The sequence below is a fragment of the Lutimaribacter marinistellae genome (assembly GCF_042648365.1).
Taxonomy (GTDB): Bacteria; Pseudomonadota; Alphaproteobacteria; order Rhodobacterales; family Rhodobacteraceae; genus Lutimaribacter_A; species Lutimaribacter_A marinistellae.
Genome location: NZ_JBHRXI010000016.1, coordinates 266838 through 283271, shown reverse-complemented (window position 1 = coordinate 283271; position 16434 = coordinate 266838). Strand labels below are relative to the sequence as shown.

14 protein-coding genes are annotated in these 16434 nt (G+C 60.4%); 8 read left to right on the top strand and 6 right to left on the bottom strand.

Annotated features, from left to right (window positions below):
• The first annotated feature begins 140 nt into the window (after positions 1-140).
• From ACFORG_RS15420 to ACFORG_RS15395, 6 genes are all read left to right on the top strand, one after another.
• Positions 141-1355 carry a multidrug effflux MFS transporter gene (locus ACFORG_RS15420; RefSeq protein ID WP_386736418.1) on the top strand — a complete coding sequence of 405 codons (1215 nt, stop codon included), beginning with the start codon at positions 141-143 and terminating at the stop codon, positions 1353-1355.
• 59 nt (positions 1356-1414) lie between these two features.
• Positions 1415-2815 (top strand): helix-turn-helix domain-containing protein, encoded by a 1401-nt coding sequence (locus ACFORG_RS15415; RefSeq protein WP_386736417.1) that lies wholly within the window; start codon positions 1415-1417, stop codon positions 2813-2815.
• A 113-nt stretch (positions 2816-2928) separates the two neighbouring features.
• A complete protein-coding gene (locus tag ACFORG_RS15410; protein WP_386736416.1) occupies positions 2929-5202 on the top strand; it encodes an NADP-dependent malic enzyme in 2274 nt (757 codons plus the stop codon).
• 518 nt (positions 5203-5720) lie between these two features.
• The gene (gene prpE, locus ACFORG_RS15405) at positions 5721-7613 is read left to right on the top strand and encodes a propionate-CoA ligase PrpE (protein WP_386736415.1); all 1893 of its coding nucleotides are present in this window, start codon (positions 5721-5723) and stop codon (positions 7611-7613) included.
• A 74-nt stretch (positions 7614-7687) separates the two neighbouring features.
• Positions 7688-9118, top strand: a complete 1431-nt coding sequence (locus ACFORG_RS15400; protein WP_386736414.1) for an amidase family protein — start codon at positions 7688-7690, stop codon at positions 9116-9118.
• A gap of 22 nt (positions 9119-9140) precedes the next feature.
• A complete protein-coding gene (locus ACFORG_RS15395; RefSeq protein WP_386736413.1) occupies positions 9141-10700 on the top strand; it encodes an acyl-CoA synthetase in 1560 nt (519 codons plus the stop codon).
• Positions 10701-10977: 277 nt separating this feature from the next.
• On the opposite strand, the gene ACFORG_RS15390 is transcribed toward ACFORG_RS15395, so the two are convergent.
• A complete protein-coding gene (locus ACFORG_RS15390; RefSeq protein WP_386736412.1) occupies positions 10978-11739 on the bottom strand; it encodes an NAD kinase in 762 nt (253 codons plus the stop codon).
• A 174-nt stretch (positions 11740-11913) separates the two neighbouring features.
• Here ACFORG_RS15390 and glyA point away from each other — a divergent pair, with 174 nt between their 5' ends.
• The gene (gene glyA, locus ACFORG_RS15385; protein WP_386736411.1) at positions 11914-13209 is read left to right on the top strand and encodes a serine hydroxymethyltransferase; all 1296 of its coding nucleotides are present in this window, start codon (positions 11914-11916) and stop codon (positions 13207-13209) included.
• Between the two features lie 92 nt (positions 13210-13301).
• Here glyA and ACFORG_RS15380 read toward each other — a convergent pair whose 3' ends face one another.
• On the bottom strand, positions 13302-13676 hold the full coding sequence (locus tag ACFORG_RS15380) for a hypothetical protein (RefSeq protein ID WP_386736410.1): 375 nt from the start codon (positions 13674-13676) through the stop codon (positions 13302-13304).
• 91 nt (positions 13677-13767) lie between these two features.
• On the opposite strand from ACFORG_RS15380, the gene ACFORG_RS15375 reads away from it, so the two are divergent.
• Positions 13768-14544 (top strand): alpha/beta fold hydrolase, encoded by a 777-nt coding sequence (locus tag ACFORG_RS15375; RefSeq protein WP_386736624.1) that lies wholly within the window; start codon positions 13768-13770, stop codon positions 14542-14544.
• On the opposite strand, the gene ACFORG_RS15370 is transcribed toward ACFORG_RS15375, so the two are convergent.
• The 4 genes from ACFORG_RS15370 to ACFORG_RS15355 form a co-directional block, all read right to left on the bottom strand.
• Positions 14532-14714 carry a hypothetical protein gene (locus tag ACFORG_RS15370; RefSeq protein WP_386736409.1) on the bottom strand — a complete coding sequence of 61 codons (183 nt, stop codon included), beginning with the start codon at positions 14712-14714 and terminating at the stop codon, positions 14532-14534. The genes ACFORG_RS15375 and ACFORG_RS15370 overlap by 13 nt on opposite strands.
• Before the next feature lie 514 nt (positions 14715-15228).
• Positions 15229-15450, bottom strand: coding sequence for a hypothetical protein (locus ACFORG_RS15365; protein WP_386736408.1), 222 nt, complete (start codon positions 15448-15450; stop codon positions 15229-15231).
• Positions 15443-15643 carry a hypothetical protein gene (locus ACFORG_RS15360; RefSeq protein WP_386736407.1) on the bottom strand — a complete coding sequence of 67 codons (201 nt, stop codon included), beginning with the start codon at positions 15641-15643 and terminating at the stop codon, positions 15443-15445. Before ACFORG_RS15360 ends, ACFORG_RS15365 begins: the two co-directional genes overlap by 8 nt.
• A gap of 443 nt (positions 15644-16086) precedes the next feature.
• Positions 16087-16401, bottom strand: a complete 315-nt coding sequence (locus ACFORG_RS15355) for a helix-turn-helix transcriptional regulator (RefSeq protein WP_386736406.1) — start codon at positions 16399-16401, stop codon at positions 16087-16089.
• Positions 16402-16434 lie beyond the last annotated feature (33 nt).

Below are 16434 nucleotides of genomic sequence, written 5' to 3'. Positions count from 1 at the left end.
TCGCGGGGATTCCAAAGGTGATTTCGGCAAATTTGCAAACTATTGGCAAGGCGCACTTTGCTAAACGAAAAATTGCTAATTAACGCCTTAACCTCCAGATTCGATGGACAGCGTTTCAAGCTGATCCTAAATCAGAACACATGAGCGCAGACATCAACCCCGCGCCGTCGCGGCGCACCCCTCCAAGCATTGCGACGCTGATCCTGTTATCGGGCCTGTCGGCCCTCGGGATGAATGTGTTCCTGCCCAGTCTGCCGAACATGTCGGCGTATTTCGATGCCGATTACCGGCTCATGCAACTGTCGGTATCTCTTTATCTGCTGATGAATGCGATCTTGCAGATCATGATCGGGCCGATTGCGGACAAGGCCGGGCGTCGGCCCGTGATCCTTTGGGGGATCGCGCTTTTCCTTGTTGCCACGCTGGGATGCATATTTGCCCCAACGGCAGAGATCTTTCTGGCCTTTCGGATGTTCCAGGCCGTCATCGCTGTCGCGATCGTTCTCAGCCGCGCTGCCGTTCGAGACATGTACGATCAGGACAAGGCCGCCTCGATGATCGGGTATGTCACAATGGGGATGGCCGTCGTTCCGATGGTTGGCCCGGCAATCGGCGGCGCGCTGGACGAGCTTTTCGGCTGGCAGGCGAACTTCTGGCTTTTGCTCGGCCTTGGTGTCGCGACCCTTGCCCTGACGTGGCACGATTTCGGCGAAACCGCAATGAAGAGCGGCAAGACACTCCTTCAGCAATTCCGGGAGTATCCCGAGCTTCTGACCTCCCCGCGCTTTTGGGGATATTCGCTCTCCTGCGGGTTCAGTTCGGGCGCTTTCTTCGCCTATCTCGGCGGCGCACCGTTCGTGGGCTCAGAGGTGTTCGGCCTGACCCCGGCACAATTGGGCCTCTATTTCGGCGCACCGGCCATCGGCTATTTCCTCGGCAACTTCCTGTCCGGCCGGTTTTCCGTGCGGTTCGGCATCAACCGGATGGTCATGTGGGGATGCTGGCTCAACGCGATCGGCGTCGCGATCTCCATCGTTTTCATGGCAAGCGGGCTTGGCTCCGCCCTGAGCTTCTTTGGCTTCATGACCTTTGTGGGCGTCGGCAATGGCATGTCGATCCCAAATGCCACATCTGGCGCGCTTTCAGTGCGCCCCCACCTTGCGGGCACCGCATCGGGGCTGAGCGGGGCAATCATGCTTGGCGGTGGCGCTGGCCTCAGTGCACTTGCTGGCGCATTGCTGACCCCGGAAACAGGCGCCATGCCCCTGTTGTGGCTGATGTTCGTGACGGGCATTCTAGGCGTCGCTTCGATCATGGTGGTGATCCGGCGCGAGGTGCAACTGGGCCTTCGATGACTTGCCGACGCGGCTTTGCAATTATACCGTGACGCCAAACCGGTTTGCAAAGGCACCACATGCCGACTCAGAAGCTCTATGCAGGCGCGAAATTGCGGGAAATCCGTACGCGCCTTGCCCTTACGCAGAAGGACTTTGCCGCCAAGCTCGGCGTCTCCCTGCCCTATCTGAACCAGATGGAGAACAACAATCGCCCGGTCTCCACGACCGTCGTACTGGCTCTTGCACAGGAATTCGGTCTGGATGTCACCGAACTCAGCACCGGGGACAGCGAACGGCTCGTCTCGGACATGCGCGAGGCGCTGGCCGACCCGATCTTTGCCGAAACGGTCCCGCCACTTGCCGATCTGCGCCTAACCGCCTCGAACGCGCCGGGGCTGGCCCGCGCCTTTATCGAGTTGCACCGCGCTTATCGACAAACGCATGAGCGTCTCGCCTCGCTCGACGAGGCCCTGGGGCGAGAAGATGCCCGCATCCAGGCCAGCCCGTGGGAAGAGGTGCGCGACTTCTTCCACTATTGCGACAATTACATTGATGCCATGGACCGGGCGGCCGAGCACTTCGCGCAACGGGCCGAAGGACCCGAAGGCGTGCGCGAACGCGCGCTGGCTGCTTTCACCGGACAAGGAATCGTCGTCCGATACGCCGATCAACACGCATTGCGCCTGTTCGACCCGGGCGAAAGCACTCTGACCCTTTCAACACGCTCTTCGCCGCAAACGCAATTGTTCCAGATGCTCTTGCAACTCGCCCTCACGACGCAGAACAAATTGCTGGAGGCGACGCTCGATTTCGCTCGTTTTCAGAGCGACGAGGCGCGCGCCATCGCCAAGATCGGTCTTGCGAATTACTTCGCCGGGGCCGCGCTGATGCCATACGGCACCTTCCTCGCTGCGGCGCAAGAAACCAGGCACGACCTTGAACTTCTCGGCGCCCGCTTCGGGGCATCTATCGAACAGGTCGCGCATCGCCTGTCGACGCTCCAGCGCCCCGGAGCAAAGGGTATCCCGTTCTTCTTCGTTCGCGTGGACCAGGCCGGTACGATCACCAAGAGGCATTCTGCGACCCGACTTCAATTCGCCCGCTTCGGCGGTGCCTGCCCCCTTTGGAACGTACATCGTGCGTTCGAGACACCAGGGCACTTCCTGCGGCAACTGGCCGAAACACCTGATGGCGTTCGCTATATCTCCCTTGCGCGGGACGTGTCCAAGATGGGCGGTTCTTTCGGCGCGCCAGTACGGCGCTATGCCATTGCCCTAGGATGCGAAACGCGCCACGCCGATGCGCTGGTGTATGCCGACGGGCTGGATATCGACAATGCCGCCGCTTATGAACCGATCGGCATCTCCTGCCGGATCTGCGAGCGCACGAACTGCCACCAACGGTCGGTCCCCCCGTTAGAACGACGCCTTACGATCGATACGAATCTGCGCGGAACACTGCCTTACGAGGTAAGGTAGGCCTGACATGGAAATCCCCCTCCCCACGCCAGCAGGCTTGAACGAGGTCATGGTTTCCCGCACAATGTAAATTAGTTTAACGCTAAACTACAATTTCGAAAGAACAGCCCATCATGTCCGAAAACGAAACGCTCCGGCAGGCGGCCCTTTACTACCACGAGTTTCCCAAGCCCGGAAAACTCGAGGTCCGCGCGACCAAACCGATGGCGAACGGGCGCGATCTGGCCCGTGCCTACTCTCCCGGCGTTGCCGAGGCTTGCATTGAGATCAAGGACAATCCGGAGGATGCGGCACGCTACACCGCCCGCGGCAACCTTGTTGCGGTTGTCTCGAACGGAACGGCGGTTCTTGGTCTTGGTAACATCGGGGCGCTTGCCTCGAAGCCGGTGATGGAGGGCAAGGCAGTCCTGTTCAAGAAGTTCGCTGGCATCGACTGCTTCGACATCGAGGTGGACGAGCCCGACCCCGAGAAACTGGCCGAGATCGTCTGCGCGCTCGAACCGACCTTTGGCGCGGTCAATCTCGAAGACATCAAGGCGCCGGACTGCTTCATTGTCGAACGAATCTGCCGCGAGCGGATGAATATACCGGTGTTCCACGACGACCAGCACGGCACGGCAATCGTGGTTGGCGCCGCGGCCAAGAACGCCCTGCATGTCGCGAACAAGAGCTTTGACGAGATCAAGATCGTTTCGACCGGCGGTGGTGCGGCGGGCATCGCTTGCCTGAACATGCTCGTAAAACTGGGCGTCAAACGCGAGAACATCTGGCTTTGCGATATCCATGGCCTCGTTCATGACGGGCGCAAGGTCGACATGAACCCGGAAAAGGCCGCTTTTGCCCAGAAAAGCGAGTTGAGGACACTTGATGAAGTGATTGAAGGCGCAGACCTGTTTCTGGGTCTATCCGGGCCAAATGTGCTGAAACCCGAAATGGTGGAAAAGATGGCGCAGCGTCCGATCATATTCGCGCTGGCCAATCCGACACCCGAGATCTTGCCGGACGCCGCGCGGGCCGTGGCCCCTGATGCGATCATCGCGACCGGGCGCAGCGACTTTCCCAACCAGGTCAACAACGTCCTGTGTTTTCCCTTTATATTCCGCGGCGCTCTGGATGTCGGCGCGACCGAGATAAACGACGCAATGCAGATCGCCTGCGTCGACGGAATTGCCGAACTGGCCCGCGCCACCACGAGCGCCGAAGCCGCCGCAGCTTACAAGGGCGAGCAACTGACATTCGGTGCGGACTATCTCATTCCGAAACCGTTCGACCCGCGACTTGTCGGCGTTGTCTCCTCCTCGGTTGCGCGCGCCGCGATGGAAAGCGGCGTCGCTCGCCGCCCGATCGAGGATATCGAGGGATACAAGCAGCGCCTGAACCAGACGGTCTTCAAATCAGCGCTCTTGATGCGTCCGGTGTTCGAGGCCGCCGGCAAGGCGGCGCGCCGGATCGTGTTTGCAGAAGGCGAAGAGGAACGGGTGTTGCGCGCGGCGCAGGCCATTCTAGAGGAGACGACCGAAACGCCTATCCTGATCGGACGCCCCGAAGTCATCGAAATGCGCTGCGAACGGATCGGCCTCAACATCCGACCGAACCGCGAGTTCGAGATCGTGAACCCGGAAAACGATCCGCGCTATTTCGACTACTGGAATTCATACCATCAGTTGATGATGCGGCGCGGGGTGACCCCGGACCTCGCCAAGGCCATCATGCGAACCAATTCCACCGCGATCGGGGCAATCATGGTGCATCGCGGAGAAGCCGACAGCCTGATCTGCGGAACGTTCGGGGAATACAGCTGGCACCTGAATTACGTGACACAGGTTCTGGGCACCGGCGATCTGTCTCCGCACGGGGCCTTGTCCATGATGATCCTCGAAAGCGGCCCGCTGTTCATCGCGGACACGCAGGTGCATCAGCGTCCCAGTCCCGAACAGATCGCAGAGATCGTCGAAGGTGCTGCCCGCCATGTACGCCGTTTCGGGCTGGAGCCGAATATCGCGCTGTGCTCGCAGTCCCAGTTCGGCAATCAGTCCAGCGGATCGGGAGAGCGCATTCGCGCCGCGCTTGAGATCCTCGATTCGAGACCCTGCGATTTCATCTACGAAGGTGAAATGAACGTGGACACCGCCCTGGACCCGGAATTGCGACAGCGGATATTCCCCCACTCCCGCATGGAGGGCGAGGCGAATGTCCTCGTGTTTGCGCATGCCGATGCTGCAAGCGCGACCCGCAACATTCTAAAGGCACGCGCATCTGGACTCGAAGTTGGTCCGATCCTGATGGGAATGGGTAACCGGGCCCATATCGTGTCGCCTTCAATCACGGCGCGCGGGCTTTTGAACATGGCAGCCATCGCGGGCACGCCGGTTACGCATTACGGATGAACGTATCGCCACCGGGCGGTTTCGCGTCCGGTGGCCTTTTAGAAAACAGCGTGTTGGGACTGGCTGTGGGACGTCGGCGCCAGCAGCGCGAGGGATTACTTCTTGGTCGGTTTTGTACCGGCCGCAGCCGGTTTTTTCTTCGTCATGGCCATCGTGGCGTTTTCCCTGTGAGGGCGGCGGGATGCCGACCCGTAGCATCCTTTTGCCAGTTTGCTCAGACGAATTCCCGCCCGAATTCGACGCGACCCAGGTCGAATTCGGACCGTCCGGCACGACCTCGCGCCGCGCTCCCGAATCTCCTCGCCCGTCGATTTGCTGGATTTGCTTTACAAGTTTGCAAATTCTCGCCCAAGCAAATCCAAACAACCAGCAGCTCAAGTGTTTGCAAAAATATGCAGCCCAATTCCGGATCGATCTGCAAAATTTTTGCGATAATGTGACGCGGCGTCGGTTTACAGACTTGTTCCGACTGGCATCGCTTCACTAACACCTTCCCAATGACTTCGGAGGAGGACGTCATGACCTACAAGGATGTGTATGACAGCTGGAAAGCCGACCCCGAGGCCTTCTGGATGGAGGCTGCCAAGGGGATCGACTGGGTCGAGGCGCCCACCCGCGCGTTGGATGACAGCAACGCCCCGCTGTACGAATGGTTTAGCGACGCCAGGGTAAACACCTGCTGGAACGCGGTCGACCGACATGTCGAAGCCGGGCGCGGCGAGCAGGTCGCGATCATTCATGACAGTCCGATCACCCACGCAAAGCGTGAGATCACCTTTGTAGAGCTACGCAATCGTGTTGCCACGCTGGCCGGTGCCCTACGGGCAAAAGGTGTCGCAAAGGGCGACCGGGTCATCATCTACATGCCCATGATCCCCGAAGCGCTCGAAGCCATGCTTGCCTGTGCGCGCTTGGGGGCCATCCATTCTGTCGTCTTCGGAGGCTTCGCCTCGAATGAACTGGCGGTCCGGATCGATGACGCCAAGCCAAAAGCCATCATCGCTGCGTCCTGCGGATTGGAGCCGGGCCGGGTTGTGCATTACAAGCCGCTGCTCGACGGCGCCATCGAACAAGCCACCCACAAGCCCGAATTCTGCGTCATTTTCCAGCGGGAGCAGGAAGTTGCGAACCTTGAAGAAGGACGGGATTTCAACTGGCATGGCTTTCAGTACGGCGTTCAGCCCGCCGAGTGTGTGCCGGTAGAGGGTAACCACCCGGCCTATATCCTTTATACCTCCGGCACGACCGGCGCACCCAAGGGCGTCGTCCGCCCCACCGCCGGACATCTTGTAGCGCTCAACTGGTCGATGAAGAATATCTACAACGTCGACCCCGGCGACGTGTTCTGGGCCGCCTCGGACGTGGGCTGGGTCGTCGGACACAGTTACATCTGCTACGGCCCGCTAATCCACGGCAACACGACCATCGTCTTCGAGGGAAAACCTGTTGGTACGCCTGACGCGGGCACGTTCTGGCGGGTGATCTCGGAACACAAGGTCAAAAGCTTCTTCACCGCCCCCACTGCATTCCGGGCAGTGAAACGCGAAGATCCCAAAGGGGAACTGATCGGAAAATACGATCTCTCCTGCCTGCAGGCGATATTCCTCGCCGGGGAACGCGCCGACCCCGACACGATCGAATGGACGCAGGCCAAGACCGGCAAACCCGTCTACGATCACTGGTGGCAGACGGAAACAGGCTGGACGATTGCAGGAAACCCTGTCGGGGTCGAGCCGTTGCCGGTCAAACTGGGCAGTCCTACCGTGCCGATGCCCGGCTATGATATCCGCATTCTAGACGAGGGTGGGCATGAACTGCCCAGAGGCGAACTGGGCGCGATCGCGGTCAAACTGCCCCTTCCCCCCGGAACGCTGCCGACGCTCTGGAACGCCGAGGCGCGCTTCAAGAAGAGCTACCTCGAACACTTTCCCGGCTACTACGAAACGGGAGATGCGGGAATGGTGGACGAGGACGGATATGTCTACATCATGGCCCGTACCGATGACGTCATCAACGTAGCGGGTCACCGGCTTTCGACCGGCGGGATGGAAGAGGTTCTGGCCGCTCATCCCGATGTCGCGGAATGTGCCGTGATAGGCGTGAGCGACGATCTGAAGGGTCAGATGCCACTTGGCTTTCTGTGTCTGAATTCCGGATGTAACCGCCCCCATGAAGAGATTGCACGGGAGGTCGTGCAAATGGTGCGGGATCGGATCGGCCCCGTGGCGGCCTTCAAACTGGCGGTGGTGGTGGATCGTCTGCCCAAGACGCGCTCCGGCAAGATCCTGCGTGCCACGATGGTCGCGATCGCCGACGGCAAGGACTACAAGATGCCAGCCACGATCGACGACCCCGTGATCCTTGACGAGATCCGGGAAGCGCTGCGGGAAGTGGGTTTCGCTGCCGCTTAGGCTGGAAACAGATTCCCTAGCGTCACTCTTGTCATATCTCCCGCTGCAGATACGCTCTGCGCGGGAGATTTTTTATGACTGACAAAGATATCTGGCGCCTTGACGCGCATGAAATTGCCGCCCGCACCCGCACCGGCGACGTTACCGTCGAAGAGGTCATCGGCGATGCGGTTCAGCGCATGAACGCGGTGAACCCCGATCTGAATGCCGTGGTTCAAAGCTGCGCGGATACAGCGATCGAACGGGCCCGCGCCCTCGACAAGGCGCGCGCAGGCGGGGCGGAACCCGGGCCGTTGCACGGCGTACCCGTCACCATCAAGGTCAACGTCGATCAGACGGGATTTGCCACCACGAACGGTGTTCCCGCCTTCAAGGATTTGATCGCACCCGACGATGCGCCGGTTGTCGCCAACCTGCTTAAGGCTGGCGCGGTGGTAATCGGACGGACCAACACGCCCGAGTTCTCGTTTCGCGCGGATACCGACAACCCCTTGCACGGGCGCACGCACAATCCTTGGGGAAGACATGTTTCCCCCGGCGGCTCTTCCGGCGGCGCGGGTGCGGCTGTCATGGCGGGCATCGGCGCGCTTGCTCACGGCAATGACATTGGCGGCTCGCTGCGCTTTCCGGCTGCGGCCAACGGCGCGGTGACTGTCAAACCCGGACTTGGCCGTGTCCCGGCCTGGAATCCCAGCCAGAAGGCAGAGCGCGGAATGCTGGCTCAATCCATGTCGGTTCAAGGGCTGATCACCCGCTCCGCTGCCGACTTGCACCTTGCGATGCCGAGCCTGATCGCGCCCGATCCACGCGATCCGTTCCACGTTCCCCTGCCGTGGCAGGGCGAAGCGCTGGACGGTCCGATCAAGGTGGCCTTTTCCCGTGAGATGTATGGCTACGATCTGCACCCCGAGGTCGATGCCGCGCTGACGGCCGCGCACGACGCGCTGCGCGATGCCGGTTACGACGTGCAGGAGGTCGAGCTGCCCGACGTATTCGACGCAGGGCGAACCGGCTACCGCGCGCTGATGGGCGAAGTCCATACCCTCATGAAAACCGATATCGACACCTATGGCTCGAACACGATACGCGAGATCTTTGGCACCTATTTCTCCGAGTTTCCGCCATTCGAGGGCGACGAGCTGCTGGCGATGATGGCAAAGCGTAGCCACTATGCCCGGCAGTGGTCCCTGTTCCTCGAAGAGTATCCGTTGGTGCTGACGCCCTTCCAGCCACGACCGTTCTTCGGACCCGACCGCGACACCCAAGGGCCTGAAGGCGTCGACGAGGTACTGGGTTGCGCGGTTTATTCCTATGCGTTCAACTTCATGGGCCTGCCCGCCGCATGCGTGCCCGCCCGACTGGCAAATCTGGACGCCGGGCCTCAACCGATCCCGGTTCAGATCGTGGCCAGACGCTGGCGCGAGGATCTGGCAGTCGATGCAGCCGCAGCCGTGGAGGCGCGGGCAGGACGAATGTGCGAGGAGCTCTGGCAAAGAATGGACTAAACCGCGAAGGGAGGAGACCGACATGCAGATTGCATCCGTCTTGCGACGCGCCGTGCAGACGAACCCGAATGGTCTGGCGACCATCTATGGCGAACGCAGGCAAACCTGGCTTCAATTGCAGGACCGTGTCGCGCGGCTCGCTTCGGGTTTGCGGTCTCTGGGTATGGAAACGGGCGACCGTGTCGCCTTGCTGTCTTTGAACTCCGACAGGTTCATCGAGTATTTCTTTGGCTCCGTCTGGGCGGGCGGTGCGATGATGCCGATGAACATCCGATGGGCAGCGGCTGAATGCGCCTATGCGCTCAATGACGCGGGCGCGCATATCCTTATCGTGGATGACACTTTCATGGACGCGGTACCAGCCATCTCGGCCGAGGTGCCCGACCTTCGCACCGTAGTCTATTGCGGTGACGGAGAGGTGCCCGCCGGCATGATCGGCTATGAGGACCTGATCGCCCGAGCGGACCCGATGGAAGCCGTGGAACGCGGCGGTAACGATCTGGCCGGCATCTTCTATACCGGCGGCACCACGGGTTTTCCCAAAGGCGTGATGCTGTCGCATCAAAACTTCTATGTCGGCGCCTTGTCGAACGCGCAGGAACTCAAGGTCGAAGACGGAACCATTTACCTGCATGCGGCGCCGATGTTTCATATCGCCGATCTGCTGTGGTTCATGGCGATCACGGTGGTATCGGGCACGCATGTGGTCATTCCCGCCTTCACGCCCGAAGCAACGCTTGACGCGATCGAAACGCATCGGCCCAGCCATGTATTGCTGGTTCCGGTGATGATCCAGATGGTTCTCGCCTCGCCCAAGCTGGGGAACACGGACATCTCTTCGCTCGAACTGATCGCCTACGGGGCCTCGCCCATCACCGAGGCGACACTCAAGCTCGCCTTCGAAAAGTTTCCCGGGGTCAGGTTCCTTCAAGCGTACGGACAGACCGAGTTGAGCCCTGTCGCGACCGTTCTCGATACCAGGTATCACACGATTGACGGGCCCTATGCCGGCAAACTGCGTTCGGCCGGGCGGGCAACAAGAGCGTGCGAATTGAGGATCGTGGACGAGGACCTGCGCGATGTCCCGCAGGGCGATATCGGGGAAATTGCGGTCAAGGGTCCGATCACGATGCTGGGCTACTGGAACAAGCCCGATGTCACCGCCAAGACCATGCGCGACGGCTGGGTTCTGACAGGCGATGCGGGGTACATGGATGACCAGGGTTTCGTCTACCTGATGGACCGGGTGAAAGACATGATCATTTCGGGCGGCGAGAATGTGTATTCGGCCGAAGTAGAGAATGCATTGGCCCAACACCCGGCCGTCGCAACCTGCGCAGTGATCGGCATACCCTCCGAGAAGTGGGGCGAAAGCGTTCATGCAATCGTGATTCTCAAGGACGGATCGCACGCGTCGCCCGAGGAACTGATGGCGCATTGCCGTGACCTGATCGCCGGCTACAAATGCCCGCGCAGCGTGGAATTCAGGACCGAGCCATTCCCCCTGTCCGGTGCCAACAAGGTATTGAAGACGGAACTGCGCAAACCATTTTGGGAAGGCCACGACCGACAGATCATCTGAGGATGCTGAGACGAAATAGACCCCGGAGGCGATGGGGAACAACGCCGCCCGGGGCCGAGACTTCTAAAATGCTCCCGGTTGATCCGTGCGGCGGGCGCAGGGTTGCCACACCCGCCGCTGCGAACCATGCATACTCGTCCCGAACACATCGCGTCTGGCCACTCACATCCAGGATCGGACATCTTCGGCCGGGATAATCCAAGGCTAGCCAGAGCGGATCGACGCTGCTGTGACCTTTGTCACAGATCCGCGTAAAATGTGTTAACCGGCTCGGAAATCAGGTGAATTGTTCCGAAATCAAGCGTTCTTCCAAACCGTGGCCGGGATCGAACAGGATGCGGTGCCTGATGTTGGTGGCTGATCGGATTTCGACCCAATCGATATCCGGAAATGAAACGGAGTCGGCATCCGCCATCACCGGCCGCTTGTCAGCTTCCAATACGTCGATGCGGACCTTTGCCGTTTTCGGCAGCAGTGCGCCGCGCCACCGACGCGGGCGAAAGGCCGCGATGGCCGTCAGCGCCAGAACGTCCGATCCGATTGGAAGGATCGGGCCGTGAGCCGAGTAATTGTAAGCTGTCGATCCCGCAGGCGTCGAAACCAGCGCGCCGTCGCAAACCAGCTCCGCAAGACGCAGGCGGCCGTCCACCGTAATGCGTAGCTTGGCGGCCTGTGGCCCCGCGCGCAGCATGGACACCTCGTTGATCGCCAGCGCTTCGTGCAACTGCCCTGACTGATCCATTGCGCGCATGGCCAGTGGGTTGATGACCTCTTCCTGAGCATCGGCAAGACGTTCCGGCAGGTCGGCCTCGCCATACTCGTTCATCAGGAAGCCGATCGTTCCACGGTTCATGCCGTAGACCGGCACATCAAGGTGCTGGGTTCCATGCAGCGTACGCAGCATGAACCCGTCGCCACCCAATGCCACGATCGTATCCGCATCGCGCGGCGCGCAGTTTCCATATCGCGCAACCAATGCGGAACGTGCGGTTTGGGCCACCGGAACATCACTGGCCAGGAAGGCGATTCTCTTGTTCATGAAACTGGGTTTCCGGTGCTGCGCATTCGGTTCCGAAACAAGCACAGCTTTCCCGGCGGGGCCAGCCTTGACGTCGCAGTTGGCCGAAAGGTCGCTTGCGGGTCTTTTCCATTTGTAGGGTTTCCGATAGGAAATCCGGCAAATTGAACCCCTCTGACCTCAGGGAGCGCGCACATGAACGCCAATCTCCGCGACAGCGGCTTTTTCACCGAATCCCTCTCCAGCCGCGACCCCGAGCTGTACGCGTCGATCACCGGCGAGTTAGGTCGGCAACGTGACGAGATCGAACTGATCGCCAGCGAGAACATCGTTTCGGCCGCCGTGATGGAGGCGCAGGGCTCGGTGATGACCAACAAGTACGCCGAAGGTTATCCCGGCCGACGGTATTATGGCGGCTGTCAGTTCGTGGATGTTGCCGAGAACCTCGCCATCGAGCGTGCCAAGGACCTGTTCGGATGCGGTTTCGCGAACGTGCAGCCCAACTCCGGCAGCCAGGCCAACCAGGGTGTCTTCACTGCCCTGCTGAAACCCGGCGACACCATCCTTGGCATGAGCCTCGATGCCGGCGGTCACCTGACTCACGGCGCCGCCCCCAACCAGTCGGGCAAATGGTTCAACGCGGTCCAGTACGGCGTGCGCAAGCAGGACAACATGCTCGACTACGACCAGGTCGAGGCGCTGGCCAAGGAACACCAGCCCAAGCTTATCATCGCGGGCGGTTCGGCCATCCCGCGGCAGATCGACTTTGCCCGCATGCGCGAAATTGCGGACATGGTCGGCGCTTACCTGCATGTCGACATGGCGCATTTCGCCGGCCTCGTGGCAGCAGGCGAACACCCCTCGCCCTTCCCGCACGCCCATGTCGCGACAACGACCACGCACAAGACCCTGCGCGGCCCGCGCGGCGGCATGATCCTGACCGATGACGAGGCGCTGGCCAAGAAGTTCAACTCTGCCATTTTCCCCGGCATTCAGGGCGGACCCCTCATGCATGTCATCGCGGCCAAGGCCGTCGCCTTTGGCGAAGCGCTGCGCCCGGAGTTCAAGAGTTACATCCAGCAGGTCGTGAAGAACGCGCAGGCGTTGAGCGATCAGCTGATCAAGGGCGGACTCGACACCGTGACACATGGCACCGACACGCATGTCGTGTTGGTCGATCTGCGCCCCAAAGGCGTGAAAGGCAACGCCACGGAAAAAGCGCTTGGCCGCGCGCACATCACCTGCAACAAGAACGGCGTGCCATTTGACCCTGAGAAACCAACCGTGACGAGCGGCATCCGTCTCGGCTCTCCGGCGGGCACGACACGCGGCTTTGGCGAGCAGGAGTTCCGCCAGATCGCTGACTGGATCATCGAAGTCGTAGATGGACTTGCCGCCAATGGTGAAGACGGAAACTCGGCTGTCGAAGAAAAGGTCAAGGCCGAGGTAGCCGAGCTTTGCGCCCGCTTCCCGATTTATCAAAACCTCTGACGTTTCGAGACATCGTCGACAAATTGCAACGCCGCCGGTCCTGCCGGCGGCGATATTGCTTCTTCATGCGAGAAAAACCCGCGGAAAACCGGTCAGAGTGACTGCCGCCACAAAACGAACAGGATGATCAGCACGCCAAAGAGCAGGATGTTGAAAGCAAGACCGCCGAGAACGCCGAGCCACCAGGTCTTGCGTGCCTCGCCCGGGTCGAAATCGGTCAGGTGCGCCGTGACCACGCGGGCCGCTCCGTCAAGACGGCCCTGATCGATGGTGCAGGCCAGCCGCGGGTGCGCGGACAAGGCCTCGGCCCTCGCCAGCACCATGCCTTCACGATAGACACGGCGCGGCAGCCTGTGCTTGGCCCGGCGCAACGCAAGGTCAAAGCTCTGGCCCTTTACGCCAAGCTTCTCCCGCAACAGCGTTGCAACCTCGTCGATCTGTCGTTTGGGTTGAAAGATATCGGTCATGTACAGCCCCTTGAACGCCGCAACATACCGGGCGCCCGACCGGGGCTCAATAGGGCTGGCGGCGCTCTGATGTCAGGAGTATCAGTTGAGCATGTTGAACACGATTTGCCATGGATCGCCAGGCGACAAGCCACCACTCGTGATCGTTCACGGGCTCTTCGGGTCGGCCCGAAACTGGGGCGTGATAGCCAAGCGCCTGTCGAATGATCGACGAGTGATCGCCGTGGATTTGCCCAACCACGGCGAAAGCGCCTGGAGCGCGCCGCACGACTATCCGGCGATGGCCGCTGCACTGGCCGAACTGCTGGAAAGTTTCGATGGGCCCGTCGACCTGCTCGGTCACTCGATGGGCGGCAAGGCGGCAATGATGCTGGCGCTGACGCGCGGCGAGTTGGTGCACAAGCTCGTCGTCGCGGATATTGCGCCGGTCCCCTATTCGCATACCCAAGAGCCATTCATCGAAGCGATGAAAGCGGTCGACCTGTCACGGGTCACCCGCCGCTCGGAAGCAGAGCTGCAGTTGGCCGAACACGGCGTAGAGCGCGCATTGCAGAGCTTCTTTACCCAGTCGCTGGATATCGCAAACGGTCGCTGGCGCCTCAACCTCGATCAGTTGCAGGCGGACATGGACAAGATCATAGGCTTTCCGCAGATCGAACGGGCTTGGACCGGGCCGACCCTTTTCCTGTCAGGCGGCGAGTCGGATTATGTGCGGCCGGAACATCGCGCAACGATCCGTGCACTCTTTCCCAAGGCGCGATTCATGAAGATCCCCGGAGCGGGTCACTGGCTTCACGCCGAGAAACCGCGAGAATTCGAAGCGACAGTGCGGGCCTGGGTCGACCTGTCGGAAGATCAGGCCTCGTAGAGGCGCTTGGCAAGCAACCAGGAAACCGGGGCCGCGAGAACGGCACCGGCAATGGCCGCCCCCAAGATGGCTGGCAGGCTGACGAAACCTGCAACCAGAACCACGATCACTCCGGTTCCGGCAAGGGCCGTGGAAATCAGCGAAAACAGCAGTCCTGCAAGGCGGATCATGGTGCTGCGCTCCTTCAATCATGTTTCCATGAAACATATTAAACCGCGAAAATTGTCACCTTGATATGGATCAGCCCGATCCACGATTGCCCCCGGTCGCTGGCACTTATATAGACGGGCGCGTGCGGGCGTGGCGGAATGGTAGACGCATCGGACTTGAATACTTGAGTGCACCGATGGGAAACCGCGGTGTAGAACTGCTCAAATTCGGGGAACCCTGTGAAATGGCAATCCCGAGCCAAGCCCCGCTCAGGGGAAGGTGTAGAGACTAGACGGGCAGCGCCTAAAGCCGAACTGGCTAAGGCGAAGGGATAGTCCAGACCACAAACGCGGTTTGATCCGCGGCGGCGAAAGCCGTAGTTGGTAAGAAAATCCGTGGGGCGAAAGCCCGTGTGGGTTCGAGTCCCACCGCCCGCACCAACTAACTGACTTATCCACCTGATTTTACGACATAAAAAAAGAGGCCGGGTTTCCCCGGCCCCCATTCTGGCCCCCACTTGATCTGCGCTAGGCTTCAAACCCGCATCGGGCCGCGCTCGATCATGATGCGGGCAAATTCGTCGGGCGATACCCTGCGGCCCGTAGCTGCCTCGATGATGATTTCACCGCTGCCGATTGTCCCATCGCCTCGCAATCCGCCTTTTCCGCGACCGCCACAGGATCGGCAGTTATTGCCGTTGTCACGGACGCCATAGCCGCCGCAATCAGGGCAGCGCCTAAAATCGAACTCACTCACGCCGCCCGCCCTCTGGTGTTTTGGATTTCCAATCAAGTGCGGTCTTAATTGCCTCGTCACACGCCTCGTCTTTTGTCAGAAGCCCGAGGTTTACAGCTTCATAAAGGTCTTGGCGGACCATTCGGTGAAGGGTTTCGATTGTCAGCTCGCGCATCTGGCCGGTTGCGGTCATTCTGGTCATTTCGTCAGGCATATGTTCCTCCGTCGCTATCTGGACAGGGCCGCGCGGCCCGCGTCGGTGATGTTCCCGTCAGCGTCGATCCATCCACGTTTGGCTAGGACGATGATCGTCGCCATGAAACCGCCCGCTTGTGATCTTCCTCTTACATGAGCGTCTATCTTGCGGCCTTCGCTGAGGTTGCGCAGTCCTGCCCTTTGGGCAGATGACGGTTTCGAGGTCATGTCTGGCAGTTTCTCAAGTCTTTTCACTCCGCTCGGTCCTCAATCATCGCCTCTAGGTCCGCGAACTCCACCACGCGCGAGCCGAAGTCGCGTTGGCTCGTGATCCCGCCTTCTTCTTCGTGGCGAAACACCAAGGACTGAGAAATACCACAAAGTTCCGCGTTTTCGCGTAGCTCGAGACAGATGCAAATCGCATGCCTCACTCGGGCGTCCATCCAATTCGATCAGAGCATGTCAGCCATCCTGCTTGTCCGCACCTGCGGACAATACATCGGCCATTTGGAGCCATGCCCTGCGTTGATCCGGAGATGCCGCTCGGAAAGCTTCAATCAGGCGACGCTCGTCCGCAGGATCAGGAGCGTCGAAGTCAATGAGTTCGGTTGGATCCACTCCCAAGGCGTCAGCAATGGTTTTCTGTTTTCGAGGAGACAACTGCCGGGTTCCGATTTCAATGTGGGCGACGAATGCACGGGACATCCCGATCGCCTGGGCAAGATCGTCCTGCGTCATCCCACGCTCTTTTCGGAGCTCTGCTATTCGCACTCTCATACAGCACCTCCCAGGCAGCGCAGCGCCTCTCTA